This is a genomic window from Peristeroidobacter soli (assembly GCF_004138485.1).
GTDB classification, from domain to species: Bacteria; Pseudomonadota; Gammaproteobacteria; order Steroidobacterales; family Steroidobacteraceae; genus Steroidobacter; species Steroidobacter soli.
This window is the reverse complement of sequence record NZ_RYEV01000004.1, coordinates 312,686-331,621: the sequence shown is the minus strand read 5'-3', so window position 1 is coordinate 331,621 and position 18,936 is coordinate 312,686. Positions and strand designations below refer to the sequence as shown.

Sequence of the window (18,936 nt, the reverse complement as noted above, 5' to 3'; positions counted from 1 at the left end):
TGCCGGCGCGAGCGCTGTCGCGCCCGCAGGTCCAATATCCAACACGAGCCGGGTTGTGCGACACCCGCACCCGGGACTTGTGGGAATTGGGTATTGGGGGAGTCGCTCTTTAGGCGCAGCCTAGCGGCCGCTCGATCTCGCGATTCAAGTCCCGGTGCTTGAATCTCCCCTGCGACGCGAGCAGCTCAAGCAGGCGGCCACACATGCTCTTCGACACGCCGGTCTATTTCGTATTCCTGACGATCGTCGTCCTTTGCTACTGGCGACTGCGGCGTAGTGGCCAGAATGTTCTGTTGCTGTGCGCGAGCTATGTCTTCTACGGCTGGTGGGACTGGCGTTTCCTCGGGCTCATCCTGATCTCCACGCTGGTCGACTATTGTTGCGCGCACCTCATCGACCGCTCCGACGATCCCATCAAACGGCGTACCGCGTTGATCGTCTCGGTGGGTTTGAATCTCGGCTTCCTCGGCTTCTTCAAATACTGCAACTTCTTCATCGATTCGTTTGGGTCGTTGCTGGCGACGCTCAATATCCCGGTGTCGGACACGACGTTGCAGATTCTGCTGCCGCCGGGCATATCGTTTTATACGTTCCAGGCAGTGGCCTATATCGTCGACGTTTATCAGCGCCGCCTCAAACCGGCGGACTCGCTGGTCGACTATGCGTTGTTCATCAGCCTGTTCCCACATCTGATCGCGGGACCCATCCAGCGTCCGTCGCATCTGCTGCCGCAAGTGCAGGCGGCGCGCGTGTTCGACATCGATCGTTTCTACGGCGGCCTGCAGCTGATCGCGATGGGCCTGTTCAGAAAGGTCGTGATCGCCGACAACTGCGCGCTGCTCGCGGACGCGGCGTTCAACGGCAAGCTGGGTGAGCCGAACCTGGCGGTGCTCGCGATCGGCACCTATGCGTTCGCGTGGCAGATCTACGGGGACTTCAGCGGCTATAGCGATATTGCCCGCGGCTCGGCGCAGCTGATGGGCTTCCATTTCATGGTCAACTTCAGGCAGCCGTACCTCGCCACCAGCCTGCAGGACTTCTGGCGCCGCTGGCACATCAGTCTGAGCACGTGGCTGCGAGATTATCTCTACATCGGGCTGGGCGGTAACCGGCACGGTGAGTTGAAGACCTATCGCAACCTGATGACCACCATGCTGCTCGGTGGCCTGTGGCACGGCGCGAACTGGACCTTTGTGATCTGGGGCGGCATCCATGGCGCGGGTCTGGCGGTCGAGCGCTTCGTGCGGCGCCTGTTCGGTGTGGAGACGACGGAGGGCACCCAGCAGCGCCCGGCCGGCTTCCTGTCGGTCTGGCTGAGCCGGATTTTCATTTTCCATCTGGTGTGTTTCAGCTGGGTGTTCTTCCGCGCCCCGTCGGTGGGTGAGGCGTTTCACATGTTGTCCGGCATCGGCACTCTGGTGTGGATACCGGAGTACGGCACGGCCTTCATTTTCCTGATCGCCTTCACGCTGCCGATGTTCCTGCTCGATCTGCTGAACGAGCGACGCGGGGAAGAGTACGTATTCGAGGGGCTGCCCGCGATGAAGCGCGCGGCGGTGGCCATGTCGCTGATGGTGGCGACGTTGATCTTCGCAGGAAGCTCTGCCAATGCCTTTATCTACTTCCAGTTCTGACGCCGCCACGGGCAACACGCGAACGGATCTGGTCCGGGCGACCAGAGTATTGCTGGTGGCCGTGCTCGGGCTGTGCGTGACCGCCGAGTTCGGCGCGCGCCTGTTCGTGCCGAAGATGAGCAACACGCTGAGCAGAATCCGGCTCGAAGCGACTGCCGCCCGGGCCATGGCGGTCACCAACCACGCGCCCAAGGAGATGCTGATCGTCGGCAATTCCCTGTTGATCGCCGGCGTGGATGTGGCGCAGCTCAACCAGCCGCTCGAGCCGACCTGGCGGGGCGTGCGCTTCGGCATGGAGCAGACCACGTATTACGACTGGTATTTCGGCATGAAGCGCCTGACGGCCGATGGGGCGCGGCCGAGTGCCTTCGTCGTGTGCTTCGAGCCTCGCCATCTCATCACCTCGGCGGTGCGCACGGAATTGTTTGCTTATTATTTGATGCGGACCCGCGACACTCTCGAGGTGGCGCGCGCGCTCGATCTGACGCCGAGCAAGACCGCCGATTTGTTCGTGGCGAATACCAGTGCGTTGTGGGCTCTGCGCAAGGAGATCCGCAAGAACGTGCTCGGGCATCTGTTGCCCTCGTTGCCGGACCTGATGAAACTGATCACTCACGGTCTCGGCGCGCCGTCGCCGTCGCTGGATGACATTCTCACCATCGGCAAACGCCGGCTGAAGGCGATGCGCGCGATTGCGGATGCGGCCGACGCCAAGCTGATCGTGGTGTTGATGCCGCCATTGACCGCCGGAGACACACCGGCGCTGCAGCAGCTGGGCAAGGAATTGGGCGTGCCGATTCTGACGCCGCTGACCGATCAGGATCTCGCGCCCGCGGATTACGAGCCGGACCAATATCACTTGAATTCGAACGGCCGGTGGCGTTTCACCGCCGCGCTGGCCGATCAGCTGCAGCTGGCCTTGCAGCAGTAGCGGTTGTTTTAGATCCAGCTCGAGATCTTGTCGCGCAGCCGTCGACCGTGCTCGAGCCAGCGCTGTTCGAAGCGCGGCTGCTCGGTGAGCACGCTGTCGTTGAGCTGGCCCAGCTGGGCACGCGAGCGTTGCAAACATTCGGCGATGCTGGCGGCATCGTGCTCATTGGGAAACAGCGCGACCTTGCCGAACAGATCCACGGTCGCGGGATTGCCGGTCAATACCATCGGTCGCAGCAGCGCCAGCGATTCGTATGCGCCACACACCAGGCAGTTGGGCTTGAGCGTGAGATCCAGCACGATGTGACTGTCGCGCATCAGCTCCCAGTACGCCTCTTCGGACAGAAAGCCGGTCTGCCGGACGTTGGCCGGCAGTCGCGCGCGCTGCTCGGCGGGCAGCTTGGTTTCGCGACCGGTGATGCTGAGCTGATATTGATCGCCGAGCATGCGCGCCGCCTCGATGATTTCCGCGATGGGCTCATCGGCGGCGTAGGTCGCAACGACCATGACCCGCAGCGGCCCGTCGAGCTTCAGCGGCTCGGTGGGCGCGAAGGGCGGGGTGGGCAATCGGTCGGGGAGCACGTGAGGCGTGCCGCCGACATCGCGTACCTGATCGGCGAGGGCCGCGTTGGTGACGATGGTGACATCCGCCGAACGAAGCGCATGCCGGGTCAGCGAGGTGACGGGCCAGTAGGCATGCGTGAACGGCGCGACAGCTTCGTTGTGCGCGTCCATGATGACTTTGTAACGGCCGAGGAAGGGCCGCGCGGCCAGCACCAGCAGCGAGAGCATCAACGACGGATTCTGCACGTACAGCACCTTGGGGCGGTGTTGTGACAGCAGGCTCAATGTTTGTTTTGCGAGCTTGGCGTAACGCTTCAGCCGGGGCGCGGTGAAGGTCACTTCGTGCAAGGGCAGGCCGAGCCATGCGCACAGCTCACGCGTGCGGCGATGCTGTTCCCAGCTGATCGCGAGCGTTCGCGGCAACCTCTGTTGCGGCTCACCGGTCTCCCGCGGGATTTCCGCGGCCGTGCTTCTTTCATCGCCCAGCCTTCCGGTCACGCCGCTCTCTCCGCCGTGGTCACCGTGTCTGCGCCTCGAATCAACTGCGCGTACAAGTGCTCGTAGTTGTGAACCATCTGCTGCACTGTGAACAATTCGATAAATCGTTGCTGAGCCGCCGCGCCGAGTCGATGCCGCAGCTCCACGTCATCGAGCAGGCGACCCAGGCCGTCGGCCAGGGCCTGGGGGGCGCGAGCGGGCACGACCAGACCGCTTTGTTCGTTGATGACGACCCGCGCGTTCTCGCCGACCGAGGTGATGACCATGGGCTTGGCGCCCGCCATCGCTTCGAGCACCACGACCGACATCGCTTCCCAGTGCGAGGACTGCACGAAAATGTCGCATGCGGGCAGCGCCCGTCGCGAGGCCGCGCTGACCCAGCCCAGGAAGCGCACGTGATCCTGCAAGCCGAGACTCAGCGCCTGGGCTTCGAGCTCCCGGCGCAGCTTGCCTTCGCCGGCGAGGATCATCAGAAAGCGCTTGTTCTGTTGTCGAAGCAACGCCGCCGCCTGCAGCAGGTCCGGCAGGCCCTTCTGCGGAATCAGCGTGCTGATGCTGCCGATGACGGGCGTGCCGTCGCGAGGCAATTGAGCGACGACCTCCGGTGCCAGATCGGGGGAGGGCACATCGGTGCCGTTCCAGATGACCTGCATGCGCCCGGCGGGAATGTCGTGCAGCTTGCGAATGGTCGCGGCCTGCTCGTGACCGACCGCGATCAGGGCATCCGGCACTCGCCACAGCAGCCGCTCGATGCGCGCATAACGCGGCGAGATGTGTGGGTAGTTGCCGAAATGAAAGGTATGGACGTGACGCAGGCCCGGCACGGTGAGCCGGCAGAAGGCCGCGTCCATCAAGCCGTGAATGTCGTGGCTGTGGAGCAGTTGAATGCCTCGTTGCTTGACCAACCTGCGCAGTTTCAGTGCGGTGAAATAGTCTTTCTTGCCGCGATAGCCGGGGATCGGAATCAGATCGACGCCCGCGTCCAGCATCTGTTTGCCGACGATGCCGTTTTCCTTGAGGAAGCAGGCGGTGACGTCAAACTGACGTCGGTCCATGTGTTTGGTCAAATTCGCCGCCACCTGCTCGGCGCCGCCGATATGCAGCGTGGAATTGACCATCAACACGCGCAAGCGCCGAGCGGCGTCGGTGCTTTGCGACTTCGGATCACTTGTGGCGGAAAGGCTCGGTCGAGCAGAATTCATGACGTAGAGTCTGTGAGCGCCACGGCAAAACGGCTGTTACGGAATGGCCGGCAATCATAACGGGTTGGGCGGGCTGCCGTGTGAACCAATGCTCCTTTCCTGGAGTCGAGCCGCGGCGGTGCGCGGCTGCGTCCGGATTCTTTAGCCGGCACTAGAGGACCGTAGAGTTTTCTCATGATCAGCAGATTGGGTGCGCTCCTGCGCGCCACTGAAACGCGGGTGGTTTTTGCCCTGCTCGCCGCGATTGCGCTAGTGGACATCGGTCTGAGGCTGGTGGAATCGCGCCTGTCCGGCAACCTCGCCCACATCGCCGAGATCCCCGGGCTGATCGAGGCGGCGGGTCGGCCGGAGAGCCACTCCTTGCTGCTGCTCGGGAATTCGCTGACTCACAACGGGGTCTCGGCGTCCGTCATCGGTGGCGTGCTGCCGGGCGTGTCGGTCGCCAAGGTGACGCCGGATGGGACCGGGCTGTGGGACTGGCAGTGCTTGCTGGATCATCAGGTGATCGAGCGGCGCGAAGTGCAGTTCGACACCGTCGTGATCGGGTTCGCCTGGCACCTGTTGAGCGATCAGGCGCGCAACGATCCGTCCCGGCTCGGCGGCCTGTACTGCCGGATGAGCGATCTGGCGAATCCGCGCACCATCGGACTCGAGACCGGTGGCGACATCGGCGAATTCGTGACCGCGGCGGTACTGAGAACGTATGCGCTACGTGACACGCTGCGTAATCGCTTTTTCCAGCGCCTCGTGCCGGGCTACGAGACGTTCACTCAGGCCGGCAACTCCGCACGCGCGGGGGCCGGCGAGCAACCGGGCGATGCCGCTCACGATCCGGGCGAGCCGGTGGTGCACAGCTATCGAACGTTCGCCGGGCTGGTCGATCGGCTGAGGAGCAAGGGCACGCAGGTGATCGTGGTCGCGATGCCGGTGCAGGCGGCGTACGAGATCGATCCGGAACTGCGCGAGCTCGCGACCACTCACTCACTGACCGTGATCGATCTGCGCAAGGTCGAGGGCCTGAATGGCTCGCACTATGTGGATGAGATGCACCTCAATCGCGCCGGCCAGCAGATCCTGAGCAAAGCGCTCGCAGCCGATCTGCGCGCGGAGCTGGCGAGCGCGACATGATCTTCAACAGTTTTACGTTCTGGGCGTTCTTCGCCGGGGTGCTGGCGCTGTATTGGCGCTTGCCCCATCGCGGTCAGAATTATCTGCTGCTGATCGCCGGTTATATCTTTTACGGTTTCTGGGACTGGCGCTATCTGGGGCTGCTCGCGTTCTCGACCGTGGTCGACTACTACGTCGGCTATCTGCTGGTGCGGGTGGACGATGCCCGCAGGCGCAAGCTGCTGATCACCACCTCGGTGGCGGTGAATCTCACGTTCCTCGGCTTCTTCAAATATTTCGGCTTCTTCGTCCATGAAATGGCCGCGTTGCTGACCAGCCTGGGCTTCGAGCCGCATCTGCCGGTCCTGCACATCGTGCTGCCGGTGGGCATCTCGTTCTACACGTTCCAGAGCATGGCCTATACCCTCGATATCTATCGGGGCAAGGCCCAGCCGGCGCGCAACCTGCCGGAGTTCGCCACGTACGTCGCGTACTTTCCGCCGCTGGTGGCCGGACCGATCGAGCGCGCCACCCATCTGTTGCCGCAGATCCAGAATCCGCGGCGGCGGCTCAGTCAGGGCGATTTCGCGGAAGGGCTGTATCACATCCTGATCGGCCTGGCGAAGAAGGTGTTCATCGCCGACAACCTCGCGCCCATCGCCAATCGAATCTTCGACATGCCGGCCGCGGATCTCACCGCGACCGAAATGCTGATCGGCGTGTACGCGTTCGCGTTCCAGATCTACGGCGACTTCTCGGGCTACTCCTCGATCGCGCAGGGCGTCTCGAAATGGCTCGGCATCGATCTGTCCTATAACTTCCGCATGCCGTATTTCTCGCGCAGTCCGAGCGAGTTCTGGCAGCGCTGGCACATCAGTCTGTCGCAGTGGCTGCGCGACTATCTCTACATCCCGTTGGGTGGCAACCGTCGCGGGCCCACCCGTACTCACATCAACCTGCTGCTGACCATGCTGCTCGGGGGCCTGTGGCACGGGGCGAACTGGACCTTCATCGCCTGGGGCGCGTGGCACGGGTTGCTGCTCATCGCCTACCGGATGGCGGGCGCCGAGAGTGTCGAGAAACCGGCCCGTCACCCCGCGATGTCGGTCCTGCAGGCGGTGGCGATGTTCCATTTCGTGTGTGTCGGCTGGATTTTCTTCCGGGCCGAGACCCTGTCGCAGGCCTTTGGCTTGATTGGAGCGCTGGGTCACGGATTTGCGCTGACGGATTTTGCAAGCTACGCGGGTTCCCTGCTGTTGTTCTTCGCGGCGCCGTTGCTGGTGTACGAATGGTTCGCGTACCGGCGCAACGAGATGCTCCTGGCGCTGTCCCGGCCGGTCTGGCAGCGAGTGGCGCTGTACGGCTACTTCATCGCCATGGTGGTCGTGTTCCCGCCGTTGACTCAGCAGGTGTTCATCTACTTCCAGTTCTAAGGCCGGAAAGGCTGTGCGACCTCAAGGAGCGCGGGTGCGGTCATCCCGCGGGAAGGCCGGGCCAAGACTGCGGAAACCTGGCAAAACATACCGAGCGGTCCGGGGGTGGGGCGAAGTAGAATCGACCTGGCCGGATCGTGTGACTGGCCACCTAGAGAGGGCACCGTCGCCGATCCGATGAATCTGCTGCACGACCTGTTCGACGTCTCCGCCGAGCGCTTCCCCAACAACGAAGCTCTGCGCAGCCGTGGCAATACCATCACCTATGCCGACTTGCAGCGCCGTTCGCATTCGCTGGCCGCAGCCCTGCGCGCGCACGGCGTCGGGCGGGGCGATCGGGTCGCCGTCTATCTCCAGAACCGCGCGGTCGTGATCGAAACGGCGCTGGCGTGCAGCCGGCTGGGTGCCATCTTCGTTCCGGTCAATCCCTTGCTCAAGGCGCGGCAGCTCGAATACGTATTGAACGATGCCGGCGCCACCGCGTTGATCGCCTCTCGGACCGCCGCCGTGCTGGTCGAGGACTCGATTCCGCGCTGTCCGTCGATCTCCACCGTGGTGTGGTGTGACGCCGCTCAGGAGGCCTCCGCCGGTCTCAGGTACGACCGATTGATCACCGACGAGGTGCGGGTGAAGAGCCCGGCGATCGATAGCGATCCGGCCGCCTTGCTATACACCTCCGGCAGCACCGGTCGGCCCAAGGGCGTGGTCGTTTCCCATCGCAACCTGGTCGCCGGTGCGCTCACCGTGTCCGGCTATCTCAAGAACACCGCTTCGGATCGCGTCCTGGTCGCGCTGCCGCTGAGCTTCGACTATGGCTTGAGCCAGGTCACGACCGCTTTCGCCGTCGGTGCGTGCGCCGTGCTCACGAACTTCTCGCTGCCCGCGGCACTCCTGCAGGACATGGTTTCCGAACGCATCACCGCGCTCGCCGGCGTGCCGACGATGTGGATGCATCTGGCCGCGACCGAATGGCCCGAAGCGGTGGTGAAGTCGCTGCGCTATATCACCAACTCCGGCGGAGCCTTGCCGGTGAGCGTGATCAAGAATCTGCAGGCTCGATTGCCGAATACGCAGATCTTCTGCATGTATGGTCTCACCGAGGCGTTCCGCTCGACGTATCTCGAGCCCTCGCAGCTCGAGGGGCATCTGGGCTCGATCGGCAAGGCGATTCCGGGCCAGGAGATTCTGGTGCTCGATGCCGAGGGCAACGAATGCGCGCCGGGCGAAGTGGGCGAGCTGGTGCATCGGGGCTCGCTCGTGACACTCGGCTATTGGAACGATGCTCAGCTGACCCAGCTGCGCTTCAAGCCGTTGCCGAAACGTTTGTCACAACTGATGCGCGATGAGACCGCGGTGTGGTCGGGCGATCTGGTGAAAACCGATACGGACGGTTACATCTATTTCATCGGCCGCCGCGACAATCTGATCAAGAGCTCGGGCTATCGCATCAGCCCCAGCGAGATCGAAGAGGTGATCGCGGAGCTGCCGAAGATCGTGGAGTCCGCGGTCGTGGGCCTGCCGGATGACAACCTGGGACAACGCGTGGTCGTGGCGGTGGTGGTGGCCCCGGCCGCGCCGGCCGACATGACGGAACGGATTCGTCAGCATTGTCGCATGCAGCTGCCAGCGTATATGGTGCCCGCGGAGGTCCATGTGATGTCGCAGCTGCCGCGCAATGCCAATGGCAAATGCGATCGGGGCGCGTTGGCCGCAATGCTGGGTGCCCATTGATGATCGCTCGTCTCTACAACGCTCTGCGTCGTCGCGTGCGCGCCAAACGCGCGATGGCGGCCGCGCGCGATGTTTCTGTTGCTCGTATCAGGCAAGGCGGCATCAAGCGCGTCCTGGTGGTGTGCTACGGAAACATTTATCGCTCGCCGTTCGCGGGTGTCAGTCTGCGGCAGGCGCTGTCGCCCGAGATCGAAGTGCGCAGCTCCGGCTTTCATCGGGTCGCCGGCCGGCAATCGCCCGAGCGTCACGTGATCATGAGCCGCGCCAGAAACATCGACCTGTCGAGCCATCGCTCCACCAGGATCACGCCCGAGGATTTGCAGTGGGCCGACATCGTGGTGCTGATGGACCGGCACAACTGGGGCTTGCTGGACGAGCTCGGCGCGGATCATTCCAAGCTGGTGTGGCTGGGCGCGTTCGGCCCCGGCGACATTGAGATTGCCGATCCCTATGAGCTGGACGATGCGCATGCGCAGCGCGTGCTCGATCAGCTGGAGCAGGCGAGCAGGGAGCTCGCGACTCGCCTCAAGACGGGCGCTCAGGTCATCTGAGCGACGACGTACTGGGTGATCGCTTCGTAACCCGCCGGGGTGATGTGGCTGTGATCCTTGCGCGCGTATTCGGCTTTGCGCGTGCCGTTGCCTGAAGCCAGCGCTTTTTCCAGATCCAGCAGCTTGATGTGCTGCGCATGGGCGTAGTCGCGCAGCCAGGCGTTCAGCGCCTTGATCGCGATGTTTTTCTGCACCCGATAATCGGTCTTGCCGAGCCAGGGGCCGACGATGGCCATCACCTTTTCCTTGAACGTCTCTGGAATGGGCAGCGTGACCTCGGTGACCAGTATCGGAGTGATGCCCGCGGCGCGGGCCTGCTCGACCATCGCCCGAAAGTTTTCTTCCGCTCGCTGTTGGGTGAGCACCATGTTCTCCGGCGTGGAGCGGATCACGTCGTTGTTGTGACCCCAGATCAGCACCATGTCGGGCTTGAGCTCGATCACGTCGCGTTCGAAGTGGGCGCGTATGTCCGAGGTGATCTGGCCGCAGACGGCATTGTTGATCACGGTGTAGCCCGGCAGCAGCGGCGTATGCCATTCCTCGGCATAGGAGGCGCCGACGATGACCAGATTCTTGTGGAAGAAGGCACTGGCGTTGACCGACGCCCGGGCCGGGCAGGCGAGTGACAGCAGCAGACAGATCAGCGCGCCACACAGATTGTCGAGTCGACAAAATCTGGCCGGTGCGTAGTACATCGGAACTTCCTCGAAGCGGCGGAGCGGGCGACGATCGCGAAGATCGCGAAGATAGAGTGCGCCTTTTCAGCCGCGTCCGGGGCAGCCCGATGTACTCATGGCCCGATGTACTCGCGCATCGCGAAAGCGCGAGCGGGCCAGCGGTTCAGCCGAGTTGAGACACTACGTATTTGGTGATGGCGTCGTAGCCCGCGGGACTGACGTGGCTGTTGTCCGAGCGCGTGTATTCGACCTTGCGCGTGCCGTTGCCAGAGTCGAGCGCGGTTTCCAGATCCACCAGCTGAATCTTTTGCGCCTTCGCGTAGTCGCGCAACCAGACATTCAGCGCTTTGATCTCGGTGTTCTTCTGCGCGCGATAGTCGTTCTTGCCGAGCACGCCCGCGACCAGGCCCAGCAGTTTTTCCTTGATCGTGTCCGGCACCGGAATCGTGAGCTCCGTGACCAGGATGGGCACGATGCCGGCGGCGCGTGCCTGCTCGACCATCGCTCGATAGTTATCCTGTGCCTTTTTCCTGGCGGCGGCCATGGTCTGCGGCTGGGCGCGCACCACGTCGTTGTAATGACCCCAGATCATGACCGTGTCGGGCTTCAGCTCGATCACGTCGCGCTCGAAGCGGGCGCGCAGGTCCGAGCTTTCCTGACCGCCGATGCCTTTGTTGGTCACGGTGTAGCCCGGCAGCTTCGGGTTCTCCCATTCGGCGGCGTAGGAGGCGCCAATGATGACCAGGTGCTTGTCGACGGAGGCAGTCGCATTCATAGGCGCTTGAGCGGTGCAGACCAGTGAGAAGAACAGACAGAGCAGCGCGCTGAATACGACGCGCGGGGGCGGCACGGTGCAGAACATGGGATTCCCAAGAGGCTGCGTGAGCCGTCGATTATCCCGAAGCTAGATTGCGCCTTTCAACCGATACCACATGAGGCCGATGTACTCGTGCATGGCCAGGTCCGAGGTCACGAGCGATTGTGGCGAGGGTCGCTCCTCGGCGTTGCGCCAGTCCCTCGGCCCCTGGTAGTCGGTGGGCACGGGGATGGGTTGCAAGCCTTGCTTATGCAGGACCGCGAGCGAGCGGCGCAGATGTCCGGCGGAGGTGACCAGGAAGAAGGGCTCCTTCAGCATGGGCGCCAGATGCTCGGCGCTGTCCGCGGTCGTGGCCGAGTCGGCTTCCAGGATCAGGCGCTCCTTCGGCAGACCGAGCGCGACCAGAGACTCGCCCATGATCCTGGCCGTGATGGGTGAGCCCGATACGATCACGTCGCAGTTACCGCAGCCGCCCCGTTGCAATTGCAAGGCCATCATCACCCGGTAGGCCGAGGCCCAGTGCATCCGTCCGGTGAGTGGCATCGCCGGATCATCGGCGGCGTAGCCGGTCAGCACGACGATGTGCTTGATGTCCCGATGAGTGCGGGTGTCGTGCACCGCCGGGTACTCGTATTCGAGCGGGCTCAGCAGCAAGGTTGCGACGCTGCCGGTCGAGAAGACGGTGGTGATGGCGCCCGAGACGGCCAGCAGCGCCCAGGAGAGCTTGCGCCACTGTTCCTTGAACGCGGTGACCAGGCCCAGTGCGAACAGGAGGTACGCGAGTCCCGAAGGAACCAGCATTGCACCGATGATTGCCGCCATAATTGTGTTCTTTGGTTGGTGGGGCGTACGGGAATTCTATGCCAGCGATCCTGACACAGCTTAAAAGCTTCGTTAGCCGGACGGGAATCGTCCTGACGTTCGTATGCTCGGCCGCTGTCGCCAGTGCCGACGACGAACGAATATTCGACTCGGAGTTACATAAGCTGCGTGTGACCACGGTCGCCGGCGGGCTCGAGCATCCGTGGGGCATGGCGTTTCTCCCGGAGGGGAAGTTTCTGGTCACGGAGCGGCCGGGGCGCCTGCGCATCATCGATGCGAAAGGAAATATTTCAGCGCCATTACCGGGCGTGCCCAAGGTGGCGGCGGCCGGGCAGGGCGGACTGCTCGACGTGGCGCTCGCGCCGGACTTCCAGACCTCGCGCTGGATCTATTTTTCCTATTCGGAACCGCGCGACGGCGGCAACGGCACCTCGGTGGCGCGAGCGAAGCTGGGGCCGCAGGGCCTGACCGATCTCAATGTGATTTTTCGTCAGACGCCGGCGGTCGACAGCTCGGGCCACTTCGGCTCGCGACTGGTGTTTGCACGCGACGGCTCATTGTTCGTGACATTGGGCGAACGGCAGCTGAAGCATTTCGCGGTTCGCGCGCAGGATCTGGAAACTCACTTTGGCAAGATCGTGCACCTGAAGCCCGAGGGCGGCGCGGCGCCGGACAATCCATTTCTGCTGGTGCCGGGCGCGCAGCCGGAGATCTGGTCATACGGGCATCGCAACGTGCAGGGCGCGGCGCTGCATCCGGACACAGGTGAGCTGTGGATCACGGAGCATGGCCCGAAGGGCGGCGATGAGTTGAATCACGTGAAGGCCGGGGCGAACTACGGCTGGCCGCTCGTGACGTATGGCATTGCTTATAACGGCGACAAGGTCGGCGTCGGCCAGGAGCGCGTGGGGATCGAGCCGCCGGTGTACTACTGGGTGCCTTCGATCGGCACCAGCGGGCTCACGTTCTATACGGGCGAGCGGTTCCCGAAATGGCGCGGGCAGGCGTTTGCCGGCGGTTTGTATGGGATGGTCGAGCGGCTGCAACTGGACGGCGACAAGGTGGTCCACAAAGAGCGCCTGCTGGAGCAGCTGAATCAGCGCATTCGGGATGTGAGAACCGGGCCGGATGGATTGTTATATGTGCTCACGGACAGCCCGAAAGGGCAACTGATCTGCGTGGCGCCGGCGGAATGAGGGGCCACCCGAAGGCAGCCCCTGTGAGCATCAACGCTGCTTGAAATCTTCCGGCGTCAGCTGATGACGCGCGAGCAGTTTGTAGAAGTCCGTGCGATTGCGTTTCGCCAGGCGCGCGGCCTGACTCACGTTGCCGCCGGTGATCTGCAGGATCTGTGACAGATAGTTGCGCGTGAACTCATCGCGCGCCTCATCGAACGAGGGCAGGCGGGTCGGGCCGCCGCCGAGCGCCGCCTGCACCAGCTCCGCGCTGATGATCGGGCTCGTGGCGAGCGCGACGTTCTGGCGCACGACGTTCTCGAGCTGACGCACGTTGCCCGGCCAATCGGCGCTGACCAGCAACTCGACCGCTTCCGGCGCATAGATGTGACGTTGCTCGCCGGTCTCCTGCGCGACCTTCTCGAGGAAATGCGACACCAGCAGCGGCACGTCTTCGCGACGCTTCGCGAGCGACGGCATTTCGATGTGCACGACGTTCAGGCGATAGTACAGATCCTCGCGGAAATGACCGCCCATGATCAGTTGTTTCAGATCGCGGTGGGTCGCCGAGATGATACGAACGTTGACCGTGGTCGCTTCGGTGCTGCCCACCGGGCGCACCTGGTTTTCCTGCAGGACGCGCAGCAGCTTCACCTGCAGGCGCATCGGCATGTCGCCGATCTCATCGAGCAGCAGCGTGCCACCGTCGGCCGCTTGAAACAAACCGCGGTGCTCGCGAATCGCGCCGGTGAAGGCCCCCTTCACGTGACCGAACAGTTCGCTCTCGAGCAGATTCTCGGCCATGGCGCTGCAATTGATCGCCACGAACGGACGATTGCGACGCGGGCTGGCCTTGTGAATGGCGCGAGCGAGCAGTTCCTTGCCGGTGCCGCTCTCGCCCGTGATCATGACGCGCGCGTCGGTGCCGGCCACCATGTGAGCCTGCGCCATGCGCTCTTCCATCACCGCGCTGCGCGTGATGAGCTCGCTGCGCCAGTCTTCGGTGGTGTCGGCGAAGCCGGAGACCTTGAGGGCCTTCTGCACCTGATCGAGCAGTTCCTGTTTGTCGACCGGCTTGGTGAGGAAGGCGAATGCGCCGCTCTGGGTCGCCTGCACCGCATCGGGAATCGTGCCGTGGGCGGTGAGGATGATGACGCGCAGCCCGGGGGCCCGGCTCTGGATTTCCTTCAGCAGGCCGATGCCGTCCATTTGATCCATGCGCAGATCGGTGATCACCAGATCCGGCCGGACCCGAGCCAGGGCGGCGAGCGCCGCGGCGGCGCTTTCAACCGCGTCGACTTCGTAGTTCTCGGCGCGCAGACGAATCGTGAGCAGCCGGAGCAGCCCCGGATCGTCGTCAACGACTAGCAGGCGGGCTTTGCGTTTCACTTGGGGCGGCATCGCGATTGCCAGGGGGCGTGGGACTGCGTTCAATGATAGACCTCTCGATTTCTTTGATCGCGTCCAGCTTCTGCTGGGCTTCGGCGAGGGCACGGCGCAAACGTGCGTTCTCTTCGATCTGCGCCTGAATGCGCTTGTCCGAGTTTGCCTGCGACCGGCTACGGTCGTCGAGTGTCGCAAGCAACCGACGATTTTCAGCCTCGAGTTTCAATCTAACATCTGTTTCATGCAGCAATACCGAGGCCAGCGTCCGCTCATCCTGAGTGAGCCGCTCCGGGGTGGCCAGCAGCGTTTCCAGCAAACGTTTGCCCTCCGAGGGACTACTTGCGGGATGGCCGGGCGTGACCAGGGCAACGGCATATCTCAGGGTGCTGGCCGTCGTCGGCGCGCGGGTGTATTCGCGCTCGACTTCATAAAACAAATCCGCCTGGCGCGCCGGATCCGGCGTGCTCAGGCCATTCATGATGTCCAGATAGGCGGGCGTATTGCCGCTCGCGGGAGCGGGCGTGGCCGGCGCGGTCGACGCCGCGTTGTTCGTTTCCTGCCGGCGGAACTGTTCGGCGAGCTCGCAGCCCTGCAACAGCAGCGCCACGGCACACACGGACAGCAATCCAATGCTCGGAGTGAGTTTCATCATGCGCCGCTATGCCGGCTCGCCTTCGAGCGCGGGTGCCAGAGGCAGCCGGACGCGGAAATGGGCGCCGGGAAACAGGCCGTCGAGAATCTCGATCGAGCCGCCGTGCGCCTGCACGAATTCGGAGACCACCGACAGGCCGATGCCGGTGCCCTTGAGATGGCCGGAGACCGGCGCGCTGCCGGAATAGAAGGCATCGAAAATCGCGGAGCGCTCTTCCTTGGAGATGCCGGGGCCGGTATCGGCCACGTCGAGCACCAGTTGATCCTTGTCCGCTTTGGCATGAATGAAGATGGTCCCGCCCCGGGGGCTGTATTTGAGCGCGTTCGACAGCAAGTTATCCAGAATCAGCTTGAGCTTGGCGCGGTCCGCGTGCAGCTCGATGTCTTGTACTTTCAGATCCAGATGCACCCGCTGCGCGAGCAGCGTCAGCTGATGCGTCTCCAGCGCCGATTTGATCAGCGGCCGCAGCCGGAACTCGGAAATCTCCAGGCCCGCGTGCCGCGCCTGCCAGGCACTGAACTCCAGCAGGTTCTCGATCAGCTGCTGCAGCTTGATGCCGTTGTCGCGCAGGATGGTGGTGACCTCCCGCTGCGCGCTGTCCAGTTCACCGACCGCGCCATCCATCAGCAGTTCCGTGCCTTCGCGAATACTGGCAAGCGGCGTCTTCAACTCATGCGACATATGTCGCAGGAATCGATTGCGTTCCTGCGCCAGCTCGAGCAAACGCACGCGCAGCCACTCCAGCTGCCGGCCCAGGTTCACCAGGTCCACCGGGCCGCGCACGGCGATCGACTTGGAGAACGTGCCCTTGCCGAGCTGGCTGATCGCGATGTCGATCTGGCGGATCGGACGCATCAGCAGGAACGTAAACACGCCCACCAGCATCGCGGTCAGCAGGATCAGCACCGCCGACTGCCAGAACAGATATTTCTGGGTGTCGGAGGTCGACTGCTGCAGCCGTGACAGACCGGTCTCGACCTGCTCGCCGGTGGCCGCCGACAACGCGAATGCCGCCTGCCACATGGGCTGGATGGCCTCCACCGCGTCCCGGATCACCTCCGGCGCCGGCGGGATCGGCGAAAGCAGGGCTGCGTCGATGCGCCGGAGCGAATTGCGGATGGCTCGCAGCTGCACCGCATGCTCCTGGTCGGCCGCGGTCGTTTCGATGCTCTTGAGCGTCGCTAGCAGCCGTTCGCGGCTGTCGCCGTAAACCTCGAGCAGGCCCGGATCGTTCAGCACCTGATACAGCTTGGCGCTGCGCTCGATGGGCGCGATCTGCTGGAACAGCTGCTGGGTGTAATGCGTGGTCTGCACGCCGCTGCGGACCAGGGTCGCGCTTTCCTCCGACAGCTTCCGGACCTTGGTCGCGGCAATGACCACCCCGAGCAGCAGCGGGATGGAAACCAGTGCGAAACCGGTCAGCATCAGGCTGTTCAGGGAGCTCGGGCGTGGCAGACGCATGGGGGCGGATTCTAGCGCTCGGAAGTACCGCATTGCGCGGGAAGTGCAGCCAAAGGGCGACGTATCCGGGTCATTGCCGGGCCGATCTCAGGGGCGGGGGCAGGGCCGGTCTCATGCCGGCTTCAGCCACCGCCTCAGATCGCGAGCCTGGCGAGGTCAGTTCTTCTGCAAGCCCGGTTCCTGTTGCAGGCGGCGCTCCCAGGCCAGCTGCGAGCGGACGATGGCGTCGAGGTCGTCGTGCTGTGGCACCCAGCCCAGCAAGTCGCGGACGCGTTGCGCCTTGGCGATCAACGAGGGCGGGTCGCCGGCCCGGCGCGGTTCCTCGACGGTCTTCAGCGGCTGGCCCGTGATGCGATCCATGGTCGAGATCACCTCGCGGACGCTGTATCCATGCCCGTAGCCACAATTGAGCGTCACCGACGCGCCGTTCGCGCGCAGGTAGTCGAGCGCCTTCAGATGCGCGCTCGCCAGGTCCTCGACGTGGATGTAATCACGTACGCCGGTGCCGTCGGGCGTCGGATAGTCGGTGCCGAAAATCGAAATGTGCGGACGTTTGCCGACCGCCGTTTCGGCCGCCACCTTGGTGAGCAGCGTGGCCTTGAGGGTCGATTGACCGATCCGCTGCCCCGGGTCGCAGCCGGCGACATTGAAGTAACGCAGGGCCACGTAGCGCAGCGCAGTGGCGGCGGCGAGGTCACGCAGCATCCATTCGCTCATCAGCTTCGAGGTGCCGTAGGGATTGATCGGCTGAGTCGGGCTGTCCTCGGCGGCGAGGCCGCCGACCGGAATGCCGTACACCGCGGCGGTCGAGGAGAACACGAAATGTTTGACGCCGGTTTCCTGACAGCCTTGCAGCAGGTTGCGCGTCGAGCAGGTGTTGTTGCTGTAGTACTTGAGCGGATTGGACACCGACTCCGGCACGATGGTGTTGGCTGCGAAGTGCATCACGGTTTCGATGCGATGCTCGCGCAGGATGCGGCTGACCAGCTCGCGATCGCCCGTGTCGCCGACCACCAGCTCACCGTGCAACACCGCCGAGCGGAATCCGGTCGAGAGGTTGTCGAGCACGACCACCTTCTCCTGACGTTCGCCGAGCTGCCGAACCACGTGACTGCCGATGTAGCCGGCGCCGCCGGTGACGAGGATGGTCATAGGTGAATGTCGATCCGTTGATGAGAACGTTGATGCCGATTCTAGCAGCTGCCATCCGCGTCGTAGGCGTCGCTTGTACCAGACATTCTGCGATGGACGCGGATCCCTCCGGCCAGTCACCATTGGCGGCCTCGAGCCCACGCCCCGTGTGACATGCCCAGACCCGATCCGCACCCGTACGACCGATTGACGCCCGACGTGATCATTGCCGCCGTGGAATCGCTCGGTCGCGATTCCGACCGCCGCATTCTGGCACTGAACAGTTACGAGAATCGTGTCTATCAGGTGGGCATCGAGCAGGGCGCGCCGCTGATCGCGAAGTTCTATCGGCCGGGGCGCTGGTCCGATGCCGCGATTCATGAAGAGCATGGCTTCGCGCTGGAGCTGGCCGCGGCCGAAGTGCCGGTGGTGCCGCCGCTGGTGCGAGACGGACGCACGCTGTTCGAGTACGAAGGCTTTCGCTTCGCATTGTTCGAACGTCGCGGCGGCCGCTGGCCGGAGCTCGGTTCGGCGACCGAGCGCGAATGGATGGGGCGGTTCCTCGGACGCATCCACATGGTCGGTCGCCGGCAGCGCTTTCGTCATCGCGAGCGCATCGACATCGAGCGCATGGGCGAACAGTCCTGTGAATTCCTGCTGAACAACGGCTGGATCCCCTCGCATCTGGAAACGGCCTACGACTCGCTGACCAACGATCTGCTCGATGCGGTGAATGAAACATTTCAGAGCGCGCACGGCGTGGCGGAACTGCGGCTGCATGGCGATTGTCATCGCGGCAACGTGCTGTGGACCGACGATGGTCCGCACTTCGTGGATCTGGACGATTGCATGACCGGGCCGGCCATCCAGGATCTGTGGATGCTGCTGTCCGGGAACCGCGCTGACATGGGCGAGCAATTGTCACAGTTGCTCGAGGGCTATTCGCAGTTCTCCGATTTCGACTATCGCGAGCTGGTGCTGGTCGAGAGCCTGCGCACGCTGCGCATGATTCATTATTCCGCCTGGCTCGCGCGGCGCTGGTCCGATCCGGCGTTTCCGGCTGCCTTCCCCTGGTTCATCGAGCCGCGTTATTGGGAGAACCAGGTGCTGTCGTTGCGCGAGCAGCTGGGCGCGATTGCCGAGGGGCCGCTCGATTTGCGCTGAA

General features: G+C 63.7%; 17 protein-coding genes. 8 read left to right on the top strand and 9 right to left on the bottom strand.

Features of this window, described 5'->3' with window-relative positions; all coding sequences use genetic code 11:
• The first annotated feature begins 203 nt into the window (after nt 1–203).
• Entirely contained in the window at nt 204–1,634 is a 1,431-nt protein-coding gene (locus tag EKO19_RS17190; RefSeq protein ID WP_129777692.1) for an MBOAT family O-acyltransferase, read from the top strand.
• Entirely contained in the window at nt 1,609–2,565 is a 957-nt protein-coding gene (locus EKO19_RS17185; RefSeq protein WP_129777691.1) for a hypothetical protein, read from the top strand. Before EKO19_RS17190 ends, EKO19_RS17185 begins: the two co-directional genes overlap by 26 nt.
• 8 nt (nt 2,566–2,573) lie before the next feature.
• Here the strand turns inward: EKO19_RS17185 and EKO19_RS17180 are convergent, their stop codons facing one another.
• Nucleotides 2,574–3,626 (bottom strand): glycosyltransferase family protein, encoded by a 1,053-nt coding sequence (locus tag EKO19_RS17180; RefSeq protein ID WP_157995301.1) that lies wholly within the window; start codon nt 3,624–3,626, stop codon nt 2,574–2,576.
• On the bottom strand, nt 3,623–4,828 hold the full coding sequence (locus EKO19_RS17175) for a glycosyltransferase family 4 protein (protein ID WP_129777689.1): 1,206 nt from the start codon (nt 4,826–4,828) through the stop codon (nt 3,623–3,625). The genes EKO19_RS17180 and EKO19_RS17175 overlap by 4 nt, the downstream gene beginning before the upstream one ends.
• Before the next feature lie 174 nt (nt 4,829–5,002).
• On the opposite strand from EKO19_RS17175, the gene EKO19_RS17170 reads away from it, so the two are divergent.
• From EKO19_RS17170 to EKO19_RS17155, 4 genes are all read left to right on the top strand, one after another.
• Complete coding sequence (locus EKO19_RS17170) at nt 5,003–5,956, top strand: SGNH/GDSL hydrolase family protein (protein WP_129777688.1); 954 nt, start codon at nt 5,003–5,005, stop codon at nt 5,954–5,956.
• On the top strand, nt 5,953–7,368 hold the full coding sequence (locus tag EKO19_RS17165; RefSeq protein ID WP_129777687.1) for an MBOAT family O-acyltransferase: 1,416 nt from the start codon (nt 5,953–5,955) through the stop codon (nt 7,366–7,368). Before EKO19_RS17170 ends, EKO19_RS17165 begins: the two co-directional genes overlap by 4 nt.
• A gap of 177 nt (nt 7,369–7,545) precedes the next feature.
• Nucleotides 7,546–9,099: an acyl-CoA ligase (AMP-forming), exosortase A system-associated gene (locus tag EKO19_RS17160; protein ID WP_129777686.1), complete on the top strand. Its 1,554-nt coding sequence runs from the start codon at nt 7,546–7,548 to the stop codon at nt 9,097–9,099.
• Complete coding sequence (locus EKO19_RS17155; protein ID WP_157995300.1) at nt 9,099–9,650, top strand: arsenate-mycothiol transferase ArsC; 552 nt, start codon at nt 9,099–9,101, stop codon at nt 9,648–9,650. Before EKO19_RS17160 ends, EKO19_RS17155 begins: the two co-directional genes overlap by 1 nt.
• Here EKO19_RS17155 and EKO19_RS17150 read toward each other — a convergent pair.
• The 3 genes from EKO19_RS17150 to EKO19_RS17140 all read right to left on the bottom strand — a co-directional run bounded on the left by EKO19_RS17150 (nt 9,638) and on the right by EKO19_RS17140 (nt 11,966).
• Nucleotides 9,638–10,345, bottom strand: a complete 708-nt coding sequence (locus EKO19_RS17150) for a GDSL-type esterase/lipase family protein (RefSeq protein WP_129777684.1) — start codon at nt 10,343–10,345, stop codon at nt 9,638–9,640. The two genes, EKO19_RS17155 and EKO19_RS17150, sit on opposite strands and share 13 nt — an antisense overlap.
• 145 nt (nt 10,346–10,490) lie before the next feature.
• Nucleotides 10,491–11,189, bottom strand: coding sequence for a GDSL-type esterase/lipase family protein (locus EKO19_RS17145; protein ID WP_129777683.1), 699 nt, complete (start codon nt 11,187–11,189; stop codon nt 10,491–10,493).
• 42 nt (nt 11,190–11,231) lie between these two features.
• Complete coding sequence (locus EKO19_RS17140) at nt 11,232–11,966, bottom strand: YdcF family protein (protein WP_129777682.1); 735 nt, start codon at nt 11,964–11,966, stop codon at nt 11,232–11,234.
• Nucleotides 11,967–12,136: 170 nt separating this feature from the next.
• Between EKO19_RS17140 and EKO19_RS17135 the strand changes: the two genes are divergently transcribed.
• Nucleotides 12,137–13,162 (top strand): PQQ-dependent sugar dehydrogenase, encoded by a 1,026-nt coding sequence (locus tag EKO19_RS17135; RefSeq protein ID WP_217705415.1) that lies wholly within the window; start codon nt 12,137–12,139, stop codon nt 13,160–13,162.
• A 30-nt stretch (nt 13,163–13,192) separates the two neighbouring features.
• Here the strand turns inward: EKO19_RS17135 and EKO19_RS17130 are convergent, their stop codons facing one another.
• The 4 genes from EKO19_RS17130 to galE all read right to left on the bottom strand — a co-directional run bounded on the left by EKO19_RS17130 (nt 13,193) and on the right by galE (nt 17,792).
• Nucleotides 13,193–14,530, bottom strand: a complete 1,338-nt coding sequence (locus tag EKO19_RS17130; protein WP_246038910.1) for a sigma 54-interacting transcriptional regulator — start codon at nt 14,528–14,530, stop codon at nt 13,193–13,195.
• Nucleotides 14,499–15,134 carry a hypothetical protein gene (locus EKO19_RS17125; RefSeq protein ID WP_129777679.1) on the bottom strand — a complete coding sequence of 212 codons (636 nt, stop codon included), beginning with the start codon at nt 15,132–15,134 and terminating at the stop codon, nt 14,499–14,501. Before EKO19_RS17125 ends, EKO19_RS17130 begins: the two co-directional genes overlap by 32 nt.
• Nucleotides 15,135–15,185: 51 nt before the next feature.
• Nucleotides 15,186–16,640 (bottom strand): sensor histidine kinase, encoded by a 1,455-nt coding sequence (locus EKO19_RS17120; RefSeq protein WP_175597092.1) that lies wholly within the window; start codon nt 16,638–16,640, stop codon nt 15,186–15,188.
• Between the two features lie 156 nt (nt 16,641–16,796).
• Nucleotides 16,797–17,792 (bottom strand): UDP-glucose 4-epimerase GalE, encoded by a 996-nt coding sequence (galE, locus tag EKO19_RS17115; RefSeq protein ID WP_129777677.1) that lies wholly within the window; start codon nt 17,790–17,792, stop codon nt 16,797–16,799.
• 153 nt (nt 17,793–17,945) lie between these two features.
• Between galE and EKO19_RS17110 the strand changes: the two genes are divergently transcribed.
• Entirely contained in the window at nt 17,946–18,935 is a 990-nt protein-coding gene (locus tag EKO19_RS17110) for a serine/threonine protein kinase (RefSeq protein ID WP_129777676.1), read from the top strand.
• Nucleotide 18,936 lies beyond the last annotated feature (1 nt).